Raw genomic sequence first — 17,930 nt, 5'->3', positions numbered from 1 at the left:
CGCATCGTTACCTAAGCATCCCTTTAGGATCAGTAAATGACCACCGACCGGATCGACTCGCCCGCGTGCATCAGGTCGAAGCCGCGGTTGATGTCGGACAGCGGCAGGGTGTGGGTGATCATCGGGTCGATCTCGATCTTGCCGTCCATGTACCAGTCCACGATCCGGGGCACGTCGGTGCGGCCGCGCGCGCCGCCGAAGGCCGACCCCTTCCAGATCCGGCCGGTGACCAGCTGGAACGGGCGGGTGCTGATTTCCGCGCCTGCCGGCGCCACGCCGATGATGATCGACTGACCCCAGCCGCGATGGGTGCATTCCAGCGCGTCGCGCATCACCTTGACGTTGCCGGTCGCGTCGAAGCTGTAATCAGCGCCGCCGATCCGGTCGAACGGGGTGCGGGTCAGCTCAACGATCTCCTGCACGACGTTTTCCACGTTCCGCGGGTTGATGAAGTGGGTCATGCCGAAGCGTTCGGCCATCGCGCGCTTGTCGTCGTTCAGGTCCACGCCGATGATCATGTCCGCGCCCGCGAGCCGCAGGCCCTGGATCACGTTGAGGCCGATCCCGCCCAGGCCGAACACCACGGCCTTGGCCCCGATCTCGACCTTGGCCGTGTTGATGACCGCGCCGATGCCGGTGGTGACGCCGCAGCCGATGTAGCAGATCTTGTCGAAGGGCGCGTCCTCGCGGACCTTCGCGACCGCGATCTCCGGCAGGACGGTGAAGTTCGAGAAGGTCGAGCAGCCCATGTAGTGATGGAGGGGGGTGCCATCGAGCATGGAAAAGCGCGAGGTCCCGTCCGGCATCAGCCCCTGCCCCTGCGTCGCGCGGATCGCGGTGCAAAGGTTGGTCTTGCCCGACAGGCAGGACGCGCATTGCCGGCATTCCGGGGTGTAAAGCGGGATGACGTGGTCGCCGGGGCGGACGGAGGTGACGCCCGGCCCCACCTCGACGACGACGCCCGCGCCCTCGTGGCCGAGGATGGCGGGGAACAGCCCTTCGGGGTCGTCGCCCGAGCGGGTGAACTCGTCGGTGTGGCAGATGCCGGTGGCCTTGATCTCGACCATGACCTCGCCAGCCCTGGGGCCGGCAAGCTCGACGTCCATGACCTCAAGGGGTTGGCCCGCCTGAAGTGCGACTGCGGCGCGCGTTCTCATCGAGCGGATCCTTTCGCGGGTGGCCGCGCCAGACTGGCGCAGCCGCGCGGCGGGTTCAACCGGGGTTCAGTTCTGGACGGGGGCCGCGGTGGCCGAAGCCGGGGTGGACGACACGCCGACCTGCGCGGCGCGCAGCAGGCGGTCGTGCAGCATGAAGCCGTTCGCCATCACCTGGATGATGTCGCCCGCGCGGGTGCCCGGCACCGGCGCCTCGAACATCGCCTCGTGCGATTGCGGGTCGAACCGTTCGCCGATGGCGGGGTCGATGACCTTGATGCCGTGCTTGGTGAAGACGTTGGTCAGCTCGCGCAGCGTCAGCTCCACCCCCTCGATCAGGGCGGCGTTCGCGTCCGTGCGGTCGGTCGCGGCCGCCAGCGCCCGGCTGAGCGCGTCGTGGACCGGCAGCAGGTCGCGGGCGAGGCGCGATCCGCCATAGTTCTCGGCCTCGCGGCGGTCCTTGTCGGCCCGCTTGCGGGCGTTTTCGGCGTCGGCCAGCGCGCGCATGAAGCGGTCGCGATAGTCGTCGCGCTCGGCCTCGATCGCGAGGATGCGATCGTCGTCGGCCGGATGCGTCGCCAGCGGGTCGGGGCCCGCATCGGCGGCGAACCCTTCCTCGATCGCGTCCAAGTCAATATGGCCGTTCGGCTTGTCGTTCATCGTCTACCCCTTTCGGCCCGACAATATCCGGCCGATCAGCTGAGCGGTGTAATCCACGATCGGCACGATGCGGCCATAGTTCAGCCGCGTCGGACCGATCACGCCCACCGCACCCACAATTCTTCGATCCGCGTTCATATAGGGTGAAACGACGAGAGAGGAACCCGAAAGTGAAAAAAGCTTGTTTTCGGACCCGATGAAGATGCGGACGCCGTCGCCGCCTTCGGCGAGTTCCAGGAACCGGGCGATGTCGCGCTTGCGTTCCAGCTCGTCGAACAGGACCCGCATCCGTTCCAGGTCCGCCGCCTCGTTGGGCAGCAGGTTCGCCCGGCCCTTCACGATCAGGCGCGGGTCGCGGTCGTCCGATTCCCACAGCGCGAGGCCGGCGGCCACCAGTTCCCCCGCCAGCGCGTCGATCTGCTGACGGTTGGAATCCACGGCATCGCCAAGCGTCGCCCGCAGTTCGGCGAGCGTCCGCCCCTCGGCCTGGGCGTTGAGGAAATTGGCGGCTTCGCGCATCGAGCTGGGCGTCTGTCCGGCGGGCGGGGTGAAGACGCGGTTTTCCACCCGCCCGTCGGCGAAGACGAGGATCACCAGCGCCCGGTCGGGGGCGAGGCTCACGAACTCGATATGGCGAACGGGGGCTTCCTGCTTGGGCATCAGCACCAGCGACGCGCCATGCGTCAGGTGCGACAGGGCGGTGCTGACGCGGTCCAGAAGAACCGGGGTGTCGGGATCGTCGTCGCCCAGCGTTTCCTGGATGCGGGCGCGGTCTGCCGGGGCGACGGGGTCGATTTCCATCAGCCCGTCCACGAACAGGCGCAGGCCAAGCTGCGTGGGCTGGCGCCCGGCCGAGACGTGCGGGCTGTCGAGAAGGCCCAGATATTCCAGATCCTGCATGACGTTGCGGATAGTCGCCGCCGACACCGCCATCGACCGGGTCAGCGTCCGCGACCCGATCGGCTCGCCGGTTTCCAGATAGCCCTCTACGACGCGGCGAAAAACCTCGCGCGAGCGGTCGTTCAGGTCTGACAACAGGCCGGGCTGGATCATCGGGGGCCTTGGCGCGCGCGGGGGGCCGGAAGGGTTGCGGATGGGGTCGGCGCACCTGTATCTGACGGGCAACACCCTGAAAGGACATCCCATGCGCCCCTCTGGCCGGAATCTAGACGAACTGCGCCCGATTTCAATCGAAACCGGCGTCATGCGGCACGCCGAGGGCTCTTGCCTGATCCGCTGCGGCGACACCCACGTGCTGTGTTCGGCCACCATCGAGGACAAGGCGCCGCCGTTCCTGAAGGGGTCGGGCCAGGGCTGGGTCACGGCGGAATACGGAATGCTGCCGCGCGCGACCACCAGCCGCAACCGGCGCGAGGCGGCGGCGGGCAAGCAGGGTGGCCGCACGGTCGAGATCCAGCGCCTGATCGGGCGGGCGCTGCGCGCGGGCGTGGACCGGCGCGCCCTGGGCGAGCGGCAGATCGTGATCGACTGCGACGTGCTGCAGGCAGACGGCGGCACCCGCTGCGCGTCGATTACCGGCGGCTGGGTCGCGCTGCGGCTGGCCGTGAACAAGCTGATCGCGGCCAAGATGGTGACGACCGATCCGCTGGTGGACCACGTCGCGGCGGTCAGCTGCGGGATCTATGCCGGCCAGCCGGTGCTGGACCTCGACTATCCCGAGGACAGCGAGGCGGGCACCGACGGCAACTTCGTCATGACCGGCGCAGGCCGGCTGATCGAGGTGCAGATGTCGGCGGAGGGGTCGGCGTTCAGCCGGGCCGAGATGGACAAGCTGCTGGACCTTGCCCAGCTGGGCGCAGGCCGGCTGGTCGAGGCGCAGAAGGCGGCGCTGGCGTGAGGACGTTGTCATGAGAAGGGCGTCATGAGGAAGCTGGCATGAGAAAGCTGGACGAGCGGCGGCTGCTGGTCGCCACCCACAACGCGGGCAAGCTGGACGAGATGCGGGCGCTGTTCGCCCCCTACGGGATCGAGGTCGTGGGCGCGGCCGAGATGGGGCTGGCCGAGCCCGAGGAGACTGAGGCGACCTTTGTCGGCAACGCCCGGATCAAGGCCGCGGCGGCGGTCAAGGCGACCGGCCTCCCCGCGCTCGCCGATGACAGCGGCATCTGCATCGACGGGCTGGACGGCGCGCCGGGGGTCTATACGGCCGACTGGGCCGAAACAGGGTCGGGGCGTGACTTCATGCAGGCGATGACGCGGGCGTGGACCGAGCTGGAGGCGAAGGGCGCGCCCGAGCCGCGCACCGCGCAGTTCCGCGCGACGTTCCTGCTGATGTGGCCCGACGGGCACGAGGAGGTGTTCGAGGGGATCGCGCCGGGTCGCCTGACCTGGCCGGTACGGGGCGCGCTCGGGCACGGCTATGACCCGATGTTCGTGCCGGACGGGTTCGACCGGACCTTTGCCGAGATGACGGCGGACGAGAAGAACCTCATCAGCCACCGCGCGGACGCGTTCACGAAGCTGCGGGCGGTCCTTGGCTGACCCCACCGCGCCCATGCCTGCCGAGGACTGGCGCGCGGGCGGCTTTGCGCTGTACGTCCACTGGCCGTTCTGCGCGGCGAAGTGCCCCTATTGCGATTTCAACAGCCATGTTGCGGCGGTGATCGACCAGCCGCGCTGGTTGTCCGCCTTTCGCGCCGAGATCGCGCGGCTGTCGGCCGAGGTACCCGGACGCGTGCTGGGCAGCATCTTCTTTGGCGGCGGCACGCCTTCGCTGATGGCGCCGGACACGGTGGCGGGGGTGATCGAGGCGGCGCGCGCGGCTTGGCCGCTGGCGAACGACGTGGAGATCACGCTGGAGGCGAACCCCACCAGCGTCGAGGCGGGGCGCTTTCGCGGTTATGCCGACGCGGGTGTGAACCGGCTGTCGATGGGAGTGCAGGCGCTCAACGACGCGGACCTGAAGCGGCTGGGGCGGATGCACAGCGCGGCCGAGGCGCGAGCGGCGTTCGACATCGCCCGGAACGCGTTCGGGCGGGTGAGCTTCGACCTGATCTATGCGCGGCAGCAGCAGGATGCGGCGTCGTGGCGGCGCGAGCTGACCGAGGCGCTCGCGATGGCCGTGGACCACCTGTCGCTTTATCAACTGACCATCGAACCGGGCACGGCGTTCGGTGCGCGGCATGCTGCGGGCGGGCTGCGCGATATACCTGACGATGACATGGCAGGTGATATGTATCTGGAGACGCAGGATATTTGCGAGAAGTTCGGGTACCCCGCGTACGAGGTGTCGAATCATGCGCGGCCCGGCGCGGAAAGCCGGCACAACCTGACATGTTGGCGGCAAGGGGACTGGGCGGCGGTGGGACCCGGGGCGCATGGGCGCCTGACGTTGCCCGATTCCCGTGTCGGCACCGAGGCGCTGCGGGCACCGGGGGCGTGGCTGGATGCGGTCGAGCGGCGTGGATCGGGCGAGCTGCCGCGCGAGGTTCTGCCCCGGCACGATCAGGCGGTGGAATATCTGCTGATGTCGATGCGCCTGGTCGAGGGGATGGACCGGGGGCGCTTCGCCGCCCTGAACGGTGCCCCGGTCGATCATACGGCGGTGCGGTCGCTGGTGGACCTGGGGCTGGTCGAAGAGGACGGGCAGCGGATCAGGGCCACGCGCGAGGGTCGGCCTGTGTTGAACGCGATCCTGCGGGAACTGGCGCCTTAGGGCAGCCCAGGTCAGGCGCTGCCGCCAAGCATCTGGCACAGGCGGTCGAGCTGGTCGAGGTCGCGGTAGGTTATCGTCACCCGCCCGCCGTCGTGCCCCGCGTGGTCGATCCGCACCCGCATCTTCAGCTGCGCCGTGAGATCGCTTTCGATCGCGCGGGTGTCGGCGTCCTTGGTGCTTTCGCGGGCGGGCAACCGCTCGGGTCTGGCGGCCGACTGATCGCGGACAAGCTGCTCGGTCTCGCGCACCGACAGGCCGCGTTCGATGACCTTGCGGGCGAGGCCGACGGGATCGTTGGCGGTAATCAGCGCGCGGGCGTGGCCGGCGCTCAGCGTGTTGTCGCGCAGCATCGCCTGCACCGGCTCGGGCAGGTTCAGAAGGCGCAGGACGTTCGAGATGTGGCTGCGGCTCTTGTTCAGGGCCTCGGCCAGTTTTTCCTGCGTGTGACCGAAGCGGTCCATCAGCTGTCGGTACGAAGCGGCCTCTTCGACGGCGTTCAGGTCGGCGCGCTGGATATTCTCGATGATCGCGACCTCGAGCACCTCGGGATCGGTAAGGTCGCTGACGATTACGGGAAGGTCGTGCAGCTGCGCGATCTGGGCCGCGCGCCAGCGGCGTTCGCCGGCGACGATCTGGTAAAGCCCGCCGCCATCGGGATGAGGGCGCACGATCAGCGGCTGCAGGACGCCGCGTGAGCGGATGGAGTCCGCGAGTTGCTGCAGAAGCTCGGGCTTGAAGTCGCGGCGCGGCTGGTCGGGGTTGGGAATCAACTGCTCGATCGCGATGTGCTGGGTTTGCGGCGCAGGGCTGTCGGGTGCCAGCGCCACGCCGGCCATAAGGGCGGACAATCCGCGACCCAGGCCCCGCTTGTCCGACTTGCGATCAACCATTTTGTGCCTTTTTCTTCAATGACTTGTGGCGAGCGATGAACTCTTTCGCCATGTCGCGGTAGGCGGTGCTGCCCTTGGACGACGGGTCGTAGTGGATGACCGGCCGGCCGAACGAAGGCGATTCGGACACGCGCACATTGCGCGGAATAACGGTCTTGAACACCAGATCGCCGAGCGTCTGGCGGGCATCCGCCTCGACCTGAACGGCAAGGTTGTTGCGGCTGTCGGACATAGTGAGCAAAACGCCCTCGATCCGCAGGCCGGGGTTCGCGGCTTGGCGGACCTGCCGGACGGTGAGGAGAAGCTGCGACAAGCCCTCGAGCGCGTAGAACTCTGCCTGCAGCGGGACGAGGACGCTTTCGGCCGCCACCATCGCGTTCAGGGTCAGCAAGCCGAGCGCGGGGGGGCAGTCGATCAGCACCACGTCGGCTTTCGCCTGCTGAACCGCCTGCTTGAGAAGCTGCGTGCGGCTGCTGCGCGCGGACAGGTCGATATCGGCCGAGGCGAGATCCGCGTTGGCCGGAACGATGGTCAGGCGGTCGATCTGGGTGGGCCGGATCGCATCGGCAATCGTCGTCTCGCCGCTGAGCAGGTCATAGCTGCTGGGGGTGCGGTGCGCGGGGTCTATACCAAGGCCGGTCGAAGCGTTGCCTTGCGGATCAAGGTCGATGAGCAGGACCGTCTTGCCGAGATCGGCCAGCGCCGCGCCAAGGTTGATCGCCGTGGTCGTCTTGCCGACCCCGCCCTTCTGGTTCGCGATTGCGACGATATGCGGGTCAGGCATGGCGGATCGCCGTCAGTTCAAGGATGGCGGCGCCGGGTTGGGTGCGGCTTGCGTGATCGGTCAGGTCGAAGTGCCAGGCTGTCTTCACCGCGTCGACCTCATCCTTCCAGCGTTCGCCCTTCATCAGCCAGGCCGTTCCGCCGGGCGCCAGATGCCGCACGACATATGGCATCAGCTTCGGCATCGGAGCAAGGGCGCGCGCGCTGACGTGGGATGCACCGGCGGGTGGATGCCGTTCGATCCGATCGGTGACGGCGGTTGCGTTTGCAAGGTCGAGCTCGCGGATGCAGGTGCGAAGGAAGGTGGCCTTGCGCGCGTCGGAATCGAGCAGCGTGACCTGCAGGTCCGGCCGGCAGATCGCGACGACGATGCCCGGCAGCCCGCCGCCGGAGCCGATGTCGAGCCAGGTTCCTGTTGACGGCGCAAGGTCAGCAAGCTGAATGCTGTCGTCGATATGGCGGGACCAAAGGTCGCCCAGGGTGGACGGCGCGACGAGGTTGATCGACGGGTTCCAACGGCGCAGCAGATCGGCAAAACCGTGCAACTTTGCTTCACATGAAGCAATCATGCGGTGGCTCGCTTGCCCCGGCGGGTCAGGGCGAGCAGCAATGCGAGTGCGGCCGGAGTCATCCCCTCGATCCGGCTTGCCTGCGCGATCGACACCGGACGATGGCGATCCAGCTTCTGCCGCAGTTCGTTGGAAAGGCCCGACACGGAACCATAGTCGAAGTCGGCCGGGATCGTCGCGGACTCTTCGCGGCGTAGGGCGTCAGCCTCGCGCTGCTGGCGGTCGGTGTACTGGGCGTACAGCGCGTCATTGCGGAGTTGCTGCAAGGTTTGCGCGTCTACTGCCGCTAGGTTAGAGTCCAGCGAGACGACGGTCATCGGGTCGAGATCGGTCAGCGCCAGCAGGCTGAAGAGGCTGCGGCGCTGACCGTCCTGCCGCACCGGGATCGCGACCGCGGCAAGCTCGTTCGGCGACAGGGTGCGCCCCTCTGCCACCTTTCGTGCGGCGTCGTAACGCGCCATCTTGTCCCGATAGACCTGCCATCGCGCATCATCCACCAGGCCGAGATCGCGGCCGAGCGGTGTCAGACGCTGATCGGCATTGTCGGCGCGCATCGACAGCCGGAATTCGGCCCGGGAGGTGAACATCCGATACGGCTCGGTCACGCCGCGCGTCGTCAGGTCGTCGATCATGACTCCGATGTAGCTGGTTGTGCGTGAAAACACGACCGGCGCCTCGCCCGCAGCCAGACGCGCGGCGTTGACGCCGGCAACAAGACCCTGCGCGCCCGCCTCTTCGTAACCGGTCGTCCCGTTGATCTGGCCGGCGAGGAACAGACCGGGCGCGGACTTGACCTGCAAAGCAGAAGTCAGCGCGCGGGGATCGACAAAGTCGTATTCGACGGCATAGCCCGGCTGCAGGATGACGGCGTTCTCAAGCCCCTTCATCGTGCGGACATAGGCCAATTGCACATCCTCGGGCAGCGAGGTCGAGATCCCGTTGGGATAGACCACGTCGCTGTCCCAGCCCTCTGGCTCAAGAAACACCTGGTGCCCGTCCTTATCCGCGAAGCGGACGACCTTGTCCTCGATCGACGGGCAGTAGCGGGGGCCGACGCCGTCGATGTGGCCGCCATACATCGCCGAGCGGGACAGATTGTCCCGGATGATGCGGTGCGTCCGGTCGTTGGTGTGGGTGATCGCGCAACTGATCTGCGGCGCTTCCACGCGGCTGTTCAGATAGGAAAACAGCACCGGATCGTCGTCGCCAGGCTGATGGTCGAGCGCGTCCCAGTCGATGCTGGCCCGCGACAGCCGGGGCGGGGTGCCCGTCTTGAGTCGCCCCATCAGCAGCCCAAGGCTCATCAGGTCCGCCGCGAGTCCCTGCGACGCCGGCCCACTCCAGCGACCGGCCGGGCGGCTCACATCGCCCAGGTGGATCACGCCGTTCAGAAAGGTGCCCGAAGTGATGACGACAGCGCGCGCCGCCAGCACCGTGCCGTCCGCCAGCGCGACCCCGGTGACCGCAGCGCCGTCGCGCAGCAGCGCCGAGACCTCACCCAGCACGACGTCCAAGCCCGGCTGGGCCTCCACAAGGCGCTGCGCCGCTGCACGGTAGAGCGTGCGGTCCGCCTGCGCCCTTGGGCCCTGAACGGCCGGGCCCTTTCGCCGGTTCAGCAGGCGAAACTGTATCCCCGCCGCGTCGACGGCCAGTCCCATCAGGCCGCCGAGCGCGTCGATCTCTCGCACCAGATGCCCCTTGCCAAGGCCGCCGATCGCCGGATTGCACGACATCGTGCCGATGTCATCCGCCCGCATCGTCACCAGCGCGGTGGCACGACCCATCCGCGCGGCAGCCGCGGCGGCTTCCACCCCGGCGTGACCGCCACCGACGACGATGACGTCATAGCTTTGCTTCACGTGAAACTACTTCCCGATGCAGAACGACGAAAACACTTCGTCTAGATAGTCCTCGACGCCCACTTCGCCAACCACCTCGCGCAGCGCGCGCGTGGTCATGGCGATGGCGTCGGCGATGATCTCGGGTGGCGTCGCAAGCGTCAACTCGAGCACCGCGCGCGCCTGTCGAAGCGCGTCTGCCTGGCGTTGCCGCGATACGATCCCGGCAGGCGCGGCACGATCGCGCAAGGTGTCGTACACCCGGTCGAGCAGGGCGGCCACGCCCTCACCAGACCGCGCGGACACATCGCCCGTCCTCAAATCGGCCTTGGACCTGACGACCAGATCACCATCGCGCAGCAGCGCATCGACGGCGCTTCCTTCGTCGGACAGGTGGATGCGCAGGTCGGCGGCGGCGGCCCGTTCGCTCGCCCGTGCGACGCCCATCCGCTCGACGACATCTTCGGTTTCCCGCAGGCCGGCCGTGTCCAGGAACGTCACCGACAGGCCGCGCAGGTCCGCGCGCAGTTCGATCACGTCGCGCGTCGTGCCCGCGATCTCGGTCACAAGCGCCACGTCCCGCCGCGCTATGGCATTCAAAAGAGACGATTTTCCAGCATTCGGCGGCCCGATCAACGCCACCTCGAACCCCACCCGCATGCGCTCGGCCGCCGGAAATCCGTCGAGCTGCTCGTCGATCCGGGCCCGCACCGTCCGCAGGCTCTCGAACACCTCGGCCGGCACCGCGTCCGGCACATCCTCGTCGGCAAAGTCGATCGACGCCGCCACAAGCGCGCCCGCCCGCACCAGCAGCGCGCGCAGGCTTGCGGCCCAGTCGTGCAGCGCCCCGTCCGCCACCTGCATCGCGAGTCGATGCTGTGACTCGGTCTCGGCCGCCAGCAGATCCGACAGCGCCTCCGCCTCGGACAGGTCGAGCTTGCCGTTCAGAAAACCGCGCTGCGTGAACTCACCCGGCAGCGCGAGGCGCGACCCGCGGGCAAGCAGCGCCGCTTGCAGCAACCGCGACACGATCGGCGCGCCGTGCAGGTGAAACTCAACCACGTCCTCGCCGGTGAAGCTCGCCCCGGCGTTGAACCGGACGACGAGCGCGCGGTCGATCAGTCGGTCGCCGTCACGCAGCGCCCGAAGATAGCTGAACCGCGCCGCGGGCAGGGCCCCCGCCAGATCCTCGGCAACAACCCTCGCCCGGTCCCCGCTTACGCGAACGACCGTGATGCCGCCTCGTCCGGGCGGAGTCGATTCGGCGTGGATCGTGTCCACATCATCCTCGCGCGACGACGGCTCAGGCGTTCATGGAATCGAAGAACTCGGCGTTGTTCTTCGTCTGCTTGAGCTTGGAGATCAGGAACTCGATCGCGTCGGTCGTGCCCATCGGGTTCAGGATGCGGCGCAGCAGATACGTCTTTTGCATGTCCTTCTGATCCACCAGCAGCTCTTCCTTGCGGGTGCCCGACTTGAGGATGTCGATCGCCGGGAACACGCGCTTGTCGGCCACCTTGCGGTCCAGGATGATCTCGCTGTTGCCGGTGCCCTTGAATTCCTCGAAGATCACCTCGTCCATGCGCGATCCGGTGTCGATCAGCGCGGTGGCGATGATGGTCAGCGATCCGCCTTCCTCAATGTTGCGCGCGGCGCCGAAGAACCGCTTGGGGCGTTGCAGCGCGTTCGCATCGACGCCGCCGGTCAGGACCTTGCCCGACGACGGAACGACGGTGTTGAACGCCCGGCCAAGGCGGGTGATCGAATCGAGCAGGATGACCACGTCGCGCTTGTGCTCGACCAGGCGCTTGGCCTTTTCGATTACCATCTCGGACACGGCCACGTGGCGCGTCGCCGGTTCGTCAAAGGTGGACGACACGACCTCACCCTTGACCGAACGCTGCATGTCGGTGACTTCCTCGGGCCGCTCGTCGATCAGCAGGACGATCAGATAGCATTCCGGGTGATTGCGGGCGATTGAATGCGCAATGTTCTGAAGCAAGACGGTTTTCCCGGTCCGCGGCGGCGCCACGATCAGGCTGCGCTGGCCCTTGCCGATCGGCGAGACCAGGTCGATGATCCGGGCCGAGCGGTCCTTGGCGGTCGGATCCTCGAACTCCATCTTCAGCCGCTCGTCGGGATAAAGCGGCGTCAGGTTATCGAACGCAACCTTGTGGCGCGCCTTTTCCGGGCTTTCAAAGTTGATCTTTTCGACCCGCGTCAGCGCAAAGTAACGCTCGTTCTCGCCCGGTCCCCGGATCACGCCCTCGACCGTGTCGCCCGTCCGCAGGCTGTGCTGGCGGATCATGTCGGGGCTGACATAGATGTCATCGGGGCCGGGCAGATAGTTCGCCTCGGTCGAGCGCAGGAACCCGAACCCGTCCTGCACGACCTCCAGCACGCCGTCGCCGCCGATCTCGATCCCTTCCTCGGCATGCTCTTTCAGCAGCGAGAACATCATCTCGCCCTTCCGCATCGTCGAGGCGTTCTCGATTTCCCATTCCTCGGCCATGGCCAGCAGGTCCGCGGGGGTCTTCGCCTTCAGGTCGGACAGGTTCAGCCGCTCGTCGCTCATCAAGGTCACCGATAGGGGCCAGACGACCCGCGAAACGGGTGCAAGGTCGGACCACAGAATTGTTCATGAAGATACACCGCCGGACGGCGGGTCAAGCGCACATAGCTTCCTAAGGATAGAAAGTCAAACGCGCCTAGAACTTCACGATCACCGACAGGACGATCACGACCATCAGCAGCGTCGGCAGCTCGTTCATTAGCCGGTATGTCCGTCCGCTGAGGGGGGCGGGCTGCGTCGCCATGATTTTGCGCTGCGCGGCAAGCCAGTGATGGAACCACGTCATCGCCAGCACGGACGCGGCCTTGGTCCAGGGCCAGACCATCGACCAGTCGATGACGCCCGGCGTAAAGACAAGCGCGAGCCCTGCAACCCACGTCGCGATCATCGCGGGGTTCATGATGAGCCGCAGAAGCTTGGCTTCCATGATCCTGAACGAGGCGACCGGTTCCTCTCCAACCTGCGCGCGCTCGGCGTGATAGACGAGCAGCCGCGGCAGGTAGAACAGCCCGGCAAGCCAGGACACGACCGCCATCACGTGGACGGCTTTGATCCACGGGTAGGCCGCACTCAGGATATCGGACACGCAACTCTCCTTCTCGAGTCATCTTAAAAGAAAGATTCAAGGAAAAGGGAAGATGATGTTGTTAGGGCTGTGGACGACTGAATCAGACGCGGTCTTGGGGTTTTTCCACAATATTGTCACGATGTGAAAAATTGAGAGTAAAGCGAGATGCTTCACGTGAAAAATTTCTCTCTTCAATGAGATAGACTTAGAGGCTGCCTGTGCAGAACTCAAACCTTCCCACCTATTCTTCCCAGTTCTCAGAACTTATCCCCCTGTGCAGAACCGTCCCCGTCACTGCCCCGATCCCCGGCGAAAAATCGCGATCGCCCAGCCACGACCCGTTGTCCCGAAGCCGCACTCCGCGTTTTCCACAAACCTGTCGACAGGTCGCGCTTGCCCCGTCCTGAAGCCCGGGGTCATGATCGGCGAAAGAACCCTCCCGCCTGCCCATGCACGATCCAGACACGTTCCAACCCCCCGATGCGATCCCCCTGGCCGGGGTGATCGGCTGGCCGGTCGCGCATTCGCGCTCACCTGCGCTGCACAGCCATTGGCTGCGCCGCTACGGCATCGCGGGCGCCTATGTCCCGCTCGCCGTCCTGCCCGAACATCTGGGCCAGGTGCTGCACACGCTGCCCAAGGCGGGGTTCGTGGGCGTGAACGTCACCATTCCGCACAAGGAAGCCGTGCTTGCACTTGCCGACATCGTCACCGACCGCGCGGCGCTGATCGGGGCCGCGAACACGCTGATCTTCCGCCCCGACGGGCGGCTCCACGCCGACAACACCGACGGCTACGGCTTCATGGCGAACCTGCGCCAGCACGCCCCCGACTGGGTGCCCGAACAGTGCCCGTCGGCGGTGATCGGCGCGGGCGGCGCGGCGCGGGCCGTGGTCGCCGCCCTGCTCGAGGCGCATGTGCCCGAAATCCGCATCGCCAACCGCACCCGGCTGCGCGCCGACCAGCTGCGGGCCGAGTTCGGCGCGCGGATCGTCGTTTACGAATGGGCGCAGGCGGGCAACATGCTCGACGGCGCGGCGACGGTCGTGAACGCGACCTCGATGGGGATGACCGGTCGGCCGCCGCTGCGGATCCCGCTCGACGCGCTGGGGACGGACGCGCTTGTCACCGATCTGGTCTACAACCCGCTCGAAACGACGTTCCTGGCCGAAGCGCGGGCGCGGGGCTGCCGGACCGTGGACGGGCTCGGCATGCTGCTGCACCAGGCCGCGCCGGGGTTCGAGCGCTGGTTCGGGCACCGCCCCGAGGTTGACGACGACCTGCGCCGGGCCGCGCTTGCATGACCTTTTCGCTGGGCCTCACCGGCGGGATCGGCATGGGCAAGTCGACGGCCGCCGCGATGTTCGCCGAGCGCGGGCACCCCGTGTGGGATGCGGACGCCGCCGTCCACCGTCTCTACGCGCCGGGCGGCGCTGCGGTCGCGCCAGTGGGCCAGGTTTTCCCCGAAGCAGTCGTCCGTGGGGCGGTTGACCGCACCATCCTCAAGGCCGCGCTGACGGCCGACCCCGCGCGCCTCGCCACGCTCGAAGCGATCGTCCATCCGCTGGTCGCCGCCGACCGCATGGCCTTCGTGCGGGGCCACGCCGCCGCGCCCATCGTCGTTCTCGACATCCCGCTGCTCTTCGAAACCGGGGCTGAGGCGCAGATGGACGGCGTCGCGGTCGTCAGCACCGACGAACATATCCGACGCGCCCGCGTCCTCGCCCGGCCCGGCATGACGGAACAGACGCTCGACCTGGTCCTGTCGCGCCAGCTACCCGACGACCAGCGTCGCGCCCGCGCCGACTGGATCATCCCGTCCCACAGCCTTGACGCGGCGGCTGCGGCGGTAGATGCCATCTGCTCGGAAATCCTCAGCCAGCGGCCGCACGCATGATCCGCGAAATCGTCTTCGACACCGAAACGACGGGCTTCGACCCCGCGACCGGCGACCGCGTGGTGGAAATCGGCGCGATCGAGCTTATCAACCACCTGCCGACGAAGAACCATTTCCACGTCTACCTGAACCCCGACCGCGCGATGCCGGCCGAGGCGCTGGCGGTCCATGGCCTCGGCGACGATTTCCTGCGCGACAAGCCCCGGTTCGCCGAGGTCGCCGACCGTTTCCTCGACTTCATCGGCCCCGACGCGCGGTTGATCGCGCATAATGCCGACTTCGACATCCGCTTCCTGAATGCCGAGCTGCGCCTGGCGAAACGACCCGAGCTGCGACCGGGTCGCGCGCTCGACACCGCCGCGATGGCCCGGCAGAAGTTTCCGGGCGCGCCCGCCTCGCTCGACGCGCTGTGCCGCCGCTTCGGGGTGGACAACTCGGGCCGCGACCTGCACGGTGCGCTTCTGGACAGCGAGCTGCTGGCAGCGGTCTATCTGGAACTGATCGGCGGCCGGCAGCCCGACCTGGTGCTGGATGCACCCGCGGTGCAGGCCCAAGACGGCGTCGTGCTGGTCATGGCCCCCCGCCGCGCCCGACCCGTGCCCCTGCCGCCGCGCCTGACCACGGCCGAGGTGGCGGCCCACGCCGCGTTCGTCGCGCGAATGGGCGACAAGGCCCTGTGGCTGCGCTATACCGCAGCGTCCGGCTGAGCATCGGTTGCGTAAGGCCCCCGGACAGGCGATGCTGCCGCAAGAACGGATGTGAGCCGTCATGATCGAGCGGATCAAGGAAATATGGCTCTTCGTCAGCGCCCTGTTCGAGCGCATGGACAAGATCCACATGAGCCTGATCGCCGCCGGCGTCGCCTTCTATGCGATGTTCGCGGTGTTTCCAGGCATTGCCGCGATCATCGCGCTATGGGGACTGTGGTTCGACCCCACCATCATCACCCAATACTACAAGGTGCTGGATGAGTTCCTGCCGCCCGGCGCCGCGCAGATCCTGCACGCGCAGGTCGATGCGCTGACATCTGGCGGGCGCACGCAGCTTGGCTGGGCGTCCGCGATCTCGTTCCTGATCGCCACCATCGCGGCGCGGGCGGGGGTGGACGCGCTCGTCCGCGGGCTCAATGCGGCCTACGGGGTGCGGTCGCACCCGACCATCTTCGGCTTCATCCTCGCCTATATACTCACGCTCGCCATCGTCGGCGTGGTGCTGATGGGGCTTGCGACCATCGTGATCGTGCCGCTGGCGCTGAACTTCCTCGACGTCAGCTACATGCGAAGCTGGCTCATCGGTGCGGCGCCCTGGGGGGCGATGTTCCTGATCGTCGTGATCGGGATCGGCATCATCTATCGCTACGGCCCGAATGTGCAGACGCCACGCACGCCGATCTTCACCTGGGGCGCGCTGTTCGCGGCCTTCGCCTGGGCGGCGGCGTCCTATGCGTTCTCGGCCTATCTGGGAAGCTTCAACAGCTACAACCGCATCTATGGGTCGATCGGCGCGGTCGTGGCGCTGCTCATGTGGTTCTATCTGGCGGGGTTTTCCATCATGCTGGGCGCGCTCATCAACGTCGAACTGGCGCGCCGCCGCCGGGTGGTCGCCGCGCGCCGGGCGCGCGCGCTGGTCAACAAGCCCAGCCCCACGCAGGGCTGAGGCGAAAGGCGTCAGTGACGGGCGCCGCGCCGTGCGGCGGATGTCAGAACGACCTGCCGCGTCCCTTCGTCGGCCGGGGCGGCCACGTTTTCCTGCATCTGGAACACCAGCCGCATCCGGTAGCGGCCGTCCACGACCTCGGTCGAGACGTCGCCGTAAAGCTGCAGCGCGAATGCCTCGATCAGCTGCCCGCCAAGGCCCGACCCCGACCCCGCAGCGGGCGTCCGGGTCTGCGGGCCCAGCGTGTTCTCGACCACCAGTTCGGCCGTGCCCGACCGATGACGCGACAGCGCGACGCAGACGCCGTAACGCCCGTCCGCCGCCGGCTCGGCGTATTTCAGCGCGTTGGTGAACGCCTCGGTCGTCAGCAGCGTCAGCGGCACCGCCTGGTCGGGCAGCAGCGTCACGCGGTCCAGATGCGTCTCGACCTTCAGGCGCGAACGCGGCCCGATCGACGCCAGCACCATCTGGTTGATGATGTCCGAGATCAGCCGGTCCGCCTCGACCGAATCCAGATGCTCGGCCTGATAAAGGTTGCGGTAAATCGTGGCGAGCGACGCGACCCGGTCCTGCACCGACCGCAGGACCTTTTGCGCGTCGCTGTCGCTGACCACCCGGCTCTGCATGTTGATGATCGACGCGATCAGCTGCAGGTTGTTCTTGACCCGGTGATGAACCTCTTTCAGCAGCACCGTCTTTTCGTTGACCGACGCTTCCATCGCCGCCTCGTCGCGGATCAGGATGCGCGCCATGTCGTGGAAGGTGCGGCTCACATCCGCGATCTCGGCCGGCGCCTCGTCCAGCACCGGGGGCGGCGCGCGGCGGTCGCCTATGGCGAAGCGGCGCATCTGGCCGCGAAGCTCTCGGATGTGGCGCAGCACCAGCCGGAACACGGCGAAATAGGCGACCGCCAGCGACACGGCCCACAGCGCCAGCGGGAACAGGACGCCGGTGAACCGCGACAGCGCGATGTTGCCCACCCCGGCGTATCGCGGGTTCCAGCTTCCCAGCGCATAGACGAGGTCGGGCACAACAGGAACGACCGTGAACAGCCGCCGCTCGCCGGATTTCGACACCTCGCGAAAGGTCGTGTCGGTCCGCTTCATCAGCGCGTCGAGCGAGGCGGTCACCGGCAGCATGTCGTCCACCGCGCCGCCCGGCAGATCGGTCGAGATCACCTGCCCGCGGTTCGTGAACGTCACGATCATCGCCGATGAGCTGGTCGCCGGATCGTGGGTGGACCGCATCAGCGCTTGCGACACCGAGGTCGCGACATAGCCGATCAGTTCGTTGTTGCTCACCAGCGGCTGCGACACGACCACCACCGGGACGCCAGAGATCGCGCCCGAGTCCGTCGCGGTGATCGTGATGCCGGGATTGTCGAGGAACGCGCGGTAGTGCGGCGAGTCCCGCACGTCGTGGACGATGCCGTCGTCGCGCGACGTGCAGTCCACCATCCCGTTAAGCGGCGTGAACCCTGCATAGACGAAGCTGGCGCTGTTCTCGACGAAGGTCCGCATCATCCGCGAACATGCACCCGGATCGTTCAGCGTTTCCAGCACCGCCGGTCCCAGCGCGTCGGCCGAACCAATCGCGCTTTGCAGCAACGCCCGCTCGCCTGCCGCTGCCGACGAGGTCCGGCCCATCAGCGCCAGTTCGGCCGCCTG

Annotated in this window: 18 protein-coding genes; 7 read left to right on the top strand and 11 right to left on the bottom strand. The window is 67.3% G+C overall.

Annotation, left to right across the window (positions count from 1 at the left end):
- Window positions 1–29: 29 nt before the first annotated feature.
- The 3 genes from FNF32_RS05850 to hrcA all read right to left on the bottom strand — a co-directional run bounded on the left by FNF32_RS05850 (window position 30) and on the right by hrcA (window position 2,867).
- The gene (locus FNF32_RS05850; RefSeq protein WP_131673608.1) at window positions 30–1,157 is read right to left on the bottom strand and encodes an S-(hydroxymethyl)glutathione dehydrogenase/class III alcohol dehydrogenase; all 1,128 of its coding nucleotides are present in this window, start codon (window positions 1,155–1,157) and stop codon (window positions 30–32) included.
- A 66-nt stretch (window positions 1,158–1,223) separates the two neighbouring features.
- On the bottom strand, window positions 1,224–1,814 hold the full coding sequence (locus FNF32_RS05845; RefSeq protein ID WP_131673609.1) for a nucleotide exchange factor GrpE: 591 nt from the start codon (window positions 1,812–1,814) through the stop codon (window positions 1,224–1,226).
- Window positions 1,815–1,817: 3 nt separating this feature from the next.
- The gene (hrcA, locus tag FNF32_RS05840) at window positions 1,818–2,867 is read right to left on the bottom strand and encodes a heat-inducible transcriptional repressor HrcA (protein ID WP_131673610.1); all 1,050 of its coding nucleotides are present in this window, start codon (window positions 2,865–2,867) and stop codon (window positions 1,818–1,820) included.
- A 91-nt stretch (window positions 2,868–2,958) separates the two neighbouring features.
- Here hrcA and rph point away from each other — a divergent pair, with 91 nt between their 5' ends.
- From rph to hemW, 3 genes are read left to right on the top strand one after another with little or no spacing between them, the layout of a single operon-like run.
- The gene (gene rph / locus FNF32_RS05835) at window positions 2,959–3,672 is read left to right on the top strand and encodes a ribonuclease PH (protein WP_131673611.1); all 714 of its coding nucleotides are present in this window, start codon (window positions 2,959–2,961) and stop codon (window positions 3,670–3,672) included.
- A 38-nt stretch (window positions 3,673–3,710) separates the two neighbouring features.
- Window positions 3,711–4,316 carry an RdgB/HAM1 family non-canonical purine NTP pyrophosphatase gene (rdgB, locus tag FNF32_RS05830; protein WP_131673612.1) on the top strand — a complete coding sequence of 202 codons (606 nt, stop codon included), beginning with the start codon at window positions 3,711–3,713 and terminating at the stop codon, window positions 4,314–4,316.
- Between the two features lie 13 nt (window positions 4,317–4,329).
- Window positions 4,330–5,490 (top strand): radical SAM family heme chaperone HemW, encoded by a 1,161-nt coding sequence (gene hemW, locus FNF32_RS05825; RefSeq protein WP_131673663.1) that lies wholly within the window; start codon window positions 4,330–4,332, stop codon window positions 5,488–5,490.
- A gap of 11 nt (window positions 5,491–5,501) precedes the next feature.
- Here hemW and FNF32_RS05820 read toward each other — a convergent pair whose 3' ends face one another.
- From FNF32_RS05820 to FNF32_RS05790, 7 genes are all read right to left on the bottom strand, one after another.
- Window positions 5,502–6,326 carry a ParB/RepB/Spo0J family partition protein gene (locus FNF32_RS05820; protein WP_425467894.1) on the bottom strand — a complete coding sequence of 275 codons (825 nt, stop codon included), beginning with the start codon at window positions 6,324–6,326 and terminating at the stop codon, window positions 5,502–5,504.
- A gap of 46 nt (window positions 6,327–6,372) precedes the next feature.
- Window positions 6,373–7,164 (bottom strand): ParA family protein, encoded by a 792-nt coding sequence (locus tag FNF32_RS05815; RefSeq protein WP_131673614.1) that lies wholly within the window; start codon window positions 7,162–7,164, stop codon window positions 6,373–6,375.
- Window positions 7,157–7,708, bottom strand: a complete 552-nt coding sequence (gene rsmG, locus FNF32_RS05810; protein ID WP_342778027.1) for a 16S rRNA (guanine(527)-N(7))-methyltransferase RsmG — start codon at window positions 7,706–7,708, stop codon at window positions 7,157–7,159. The genes FNF32_RS05815 and rsmG overlap by 8 nt, the downstream gene beginning before the upstream one ends.
- 20 nt (window positions 7,709–7,728) lie before the next feature.
- Window positions 7,729–9,591, bottom strand: a complete 1,863-nt coding sequence (gene mnmG, locus FNF32_RS05805) for a tRNA uridine-5-carboxymethylaminomethyl(34) synthesis enzyme MnmG (RefSeq protein WP_131673616.1) — start codon at window positions 9,589–9,591, stop codon at window positions 7,729–7,731.
- Window positions 9,592–9,597: 6 nt separating this feature from the next.
- Complete coding sequence (mnmE, locus tag FNF32_RS05800; protein WP_131673617.1) at window positions 9,598–10,851, bottom strand: tRNA uridine-5-carboxymethylaminomethyl(34) synthesis GTPase MnmE; 1,254 nt, start codon at window positions 10,849–10,851, stop codon at window positions 9,598–9,600.
- A gap of 22 nt (window positions 10,852–10,873) precedes the next feature.
- Window positions 10,874–12,145, bottom strand: coding sequence for a transcription termination factor Rho (gene rho / locus FNF32_RS05795; protein WP_131673618.1), 1,272 nt, complete (start codon window positions 12,143–12,145; stop codon window positions 10,874–10,876).
- 133 nt (window positions 12,146–12,278) lie between these two features.
- Window positions 12,279–12,728 carry a CopD family protein gene (locus tag FNF32_RS05790; protein ID WP_131673619.1) on the bottom strand — a complete coding sequence of 150 codons (450 nt, stop codon included), beginning with the start codon at window positions 12,726–12,728 and terminating at the stop codon, window positions 12,279–12,281.
- Between the two features lie 431 nt (window positions 12,729–13,159).
- On the opposite strand from FNF32_RS05790, the gene FNF32_RS05785 reads away from it, so the two are divergent.
- The 4 genes from FNF32_RS05785 to FNF32_RS05770 all read left to right on the top strand — a co-directional run bounded on the left by FNF32_RS05785 (window position 13,160) and on the right by FNF32_RS05770 (window position 16,263).
- Window positions 13,160–14,014, top strand: coding sequence for a shikimate dehydrogenase (locus tag FNF32_RS05785; RefSeq protein WP_131673620.1), 855 nt, complete (start codon window positions 13,160–13,162; stop codon window positions 14,012–14,014).
- Window positions 14,011–14,607 carry a dephospho-CoA kinase gene (gene coaE / locus FNF32_RS05780; protein ID WP_131673621.1) on the top strand — a complete coding sequence of 199 codons (597 nt, stop codon included), beginning with the start codon at window positions 14,011–14,013 and terminating at the stop codon, window positions 14,605–14,607. Before FNF32_RS05785 ends, coaE begins: the two co-directional genes overlap by 4 nt.
- The gene (dnaQ, locus tag FNF32_RS05775; RefSeq protein ID WP_131673664.1) at window positions 14,607–15,314 is read left to right on the top strand and encodes a DNA polymerase III subunit epsilon; all 708 of its coding nucleotides are present in this window, start codon (window positions 14,607–14,609) and stop codon (window positions 15,312–15,314) included. The genes coaE and dnaQ overlap by 1 nt, the downstream gene beginning before the upstream one ends.
- 61 nt (window positions 15,315–15,375) lie before the next feature.
- Window positions 15,376–16,263: a YihY/virulence factor BrkB family protein gene (locus FNF32_RS05770; protein ID WP_131673622.1), complete on the top strand. Its 888-nt coding sequence runs from the start codon at window positions 15,376–15,378 to the stop codon at window positions 16,261–16,263.
- 11 nt (window positions 16,264–16,274) lie between these two features.
- On the opposite strand, the gene FNF32_RS05765 is transcribed toward FNF32_RS05770, so the two are convergent.
- Window positions 16,275–17,930, bottom strand: a 1,656-nt coding sequence (locus tag FNF32_RS05765; RefSeq protein ID WP_143796525.1) for a sensor histidine kinase, incomplete at its 5' end; no start/stop codon positions are given.

The organism is Paracoccus marinus, from assembly GCF_007018965.1.
Classification (GTDB): Bacteria; Pseudomonadota; Alphaproteobacteria; order Rhodobacterales; family Rhodobacteraceae; genus Paracoccus; species Paracoccus marinus.
The sequence above is the reverse complement of the archived record's forward strand: the minus strand, read 5'-3'. Positions and strand labels throughout refer to the sequence as shown.